Here is a 2496-nt window from a genome sequence, read left to right as displayed (position 1 = left end):
TTGGGCAACTGTTCACCATATTTTCCCCAGTATTTAACCAGAGCAATGTTGCTGGGCGATTGCCAGGTTACTTGGCCTTTTTCAAGGGTGTGGGTATAGGGTCTTGAAAGGAAATCATGTTCTGTCATGGTGGAGCAAAGATAACTAAATAACCAATAAATTTTAACAAATCAGTTTAGACGTTCAAATGAGCTTGCCAAAAACTGAATACCCTGTTTATTTAAATACAGTCACAAGATTGCGTTGCTTTTATAAAAAAACTCAAAATTCAAATCCTCTAAAGTTCAGTTTTTTTATTTAAAAAAAAATAGTACATTTACTAAACCAATTGTAAATACATTTATTTCATCCCCTCTTTTAGTTAAAGTTTGAGTTTTTTAACTACGCACCCTCGTTACATTTATTTTGAATAGCCCCATTTGCATTGTATGCAAATGCTTTGCATTACTAAGGCTTGTTTTAAACCTTGTAAATCAATTTAATAACTCAAAATAAATGTATTATGACAAAACAATTTTTCAACTTAATTGTATTCTTGCCTTTGGCTGTTTTAGGTCAGAACACCAACATTGTGGCTCCAACAGGGGCCTATCCTTCAGAAGCTCATTTTCAGCCTGTTTTTCTTGAAAAAGGTGAATGCCTTTCAGACGATGATCGCTTGGAATTGAAACGTAAAATTCAACAAAACAAAAGTGAACTGCTTGCCAACAATCCGCAGGCATTTTCAAACTTAGGGGGTGGTGTCTTATTTTCAGACCCTATCAAGCCCAAGGCGAGTTTTGATGATTATGGGTACCACACCATCAATTTTTTGGTGGACCACAACAGTACCCCCAACAACAATTTAACCGACTACTTTTGTGAAAGCAGGACCTATGATTGGGCATCGGGCAACCACGCGGGAACCGATTATATTTTATGGCCTTACCCCTGGAAACGCATGCAAGAGGAAATGATGGAAATCATAGCGCCTGCTGATGGGGTTATCATAGAAAAAAGAGACGGATTTCCCGACATGAATTGTTCTATAAACGGAAATCCAAACTGGAACGGTATTGTACTGGAACACGCAGATGGTTCTCAAACCTACTATTTACATTTTAAAGATGGAAGTGTTACCACCAAAGGCCTTGGGGAAAGTGTTTCTCAAGGTGAATACCTCGGGCTAGCAGGAAGTTCCGGAAGCAGCAACATTCCTCACCTTCACTTTGAAGTTTATGATGCCAATAACAATCTTATTGATCCTTATCAAGGTGCCTGTAATGAAATGAATCCAAACTCATGGTGGGAAAGTCAGGATGCTTATTACGTATCTAAAATAAACCGTATTTCAACTCACTACACTACTACTTTCGATGATACTTGTGGCGTGGTTGAAGACACCTATGAGGAACTCAATTTTGAGCCGGGTGATCAATTTGTATTAAGACTGTTCTTCAGGGATTTAAGAAATAATGTTCCTGTTGATATTACAATTACAGATCCCAACAACGATGTATTGATCGACTTTACTTGGAATTCAAATTTCGGCCAATTTTATGCAACTTCCTGGGCACACTGGTTTTGGGATGTAACCAACGCCTGGCCTGATGGGGTCTATAATGTGAGTGTTGACTTTGAGGGCAATACCTATGAAACTATATTTGGTGTTAATACCAATTTATCCATAAACGAAACAGCAGAAAATCAATACCTGGTGTTCCCCAACCCGGCATCCGACCATTTTAATATACAATCCAAATCAATGATTGAAACGCTCTCTCTTTATGATATAACAGGAAAGTTGGTGTTAAACGAAACAATCAATAAACCAAAAGCTCAAATAACTATTTCAGATCTTAAATCAGGAGTGTATTTTGCAGTTATCAAATCTGAAGGTAAATTTAGTACTGAAAAAATTATCAAAAAGTAATGCCTTTATAGGTCAACAATAAAAAAACAGGAGTCCATCTCCTGTTTTTTTATTGTTCACACAAAGCTTTTGCCACCAAATAGCCTCCTGTCCAGCAATTCTGAAAGTTGAAGCCGCCTGTGATGGCGTCGATGTTGAGGACTTCGCCAGCGAGGTAGAGGTTTTTATGCAACTTACTTTCAAATGTCTTGAAGTTGATTTCTTTCAAGTCAACGCCGCCTGCTGTAACAAACTCTTCTTTAAAAGTACTTTTTCCGGTGACTTCAAACCGGCATTGAGTGAGTTGGTTAGCCAGGTTTTGTAATTGGTTTTTATTGATTTCAGCCCACTTGGTTTCAGTGTCGATTCCGGTGGCGGTCACAAGGCTTTTCCACAAGCGTTTAGGCAATTCAAAATGCGGAAACTTCAACACCCCTTGTTTGGCATAGTCGCTTTTAATTTGTTTTAACTGCTCCACTACCTCATCAAAACGGAGGTGTTCCAACCAATTTACTTCCAAGTCAAACTTATAATCCAGTGCATTCAACTCACGTGCTCCCCAGGCTGATAACTTTAAAATCGCCGGACCACTCAATCCCCAATGA

The 2496-nt window shown here is 38.5% G+C and carries 2 protein-coding genes; one reads left to right on the top strand and one right to left on the bottom strand.

All coding sequences use genetic code 11. The features are described 5' to 3' along the window. The first annotated feature begins 502 nt into the window (after positions 1-502). Positions 503-1912: a T9SS type A sorting domain-containing protein gene (locus AACY61_RS12340; protein WP_339611880.1), complete on the top strand. Its 1410-nt coding sequence runs from the start codon at positions 503-505 to the stop codon at positions 1910-1912. 49 nt (positions 1913-1961) lie between these two features. On the opposite strand, the gene AACY61_RS12335 is transcribed toward AACY61_RS12340, so the two are convergent. Continuing rightward, positions 1962-2496: aminoacetone oxidase family FAD-binding enzyme (locus AACY61_RS12335; RefSeq protein ID WP_339611879.1), on the bottom strand; the 535-nt coding region annotated here is incomplete at its 5' end.

It is taken from the genome of uncultured Planktosalinus sp., from assembly GCF_963973675.1.
Taxonomy (GTDB): domain Bacteria; phylum Bacteroidota; class Bacteroidia; order Flavobacteriales; family Flavobacteriaceae; genus Planktosalinus.
This window is presented reverse-complemented; position numbering and strand designations above follow the sequence as displayed.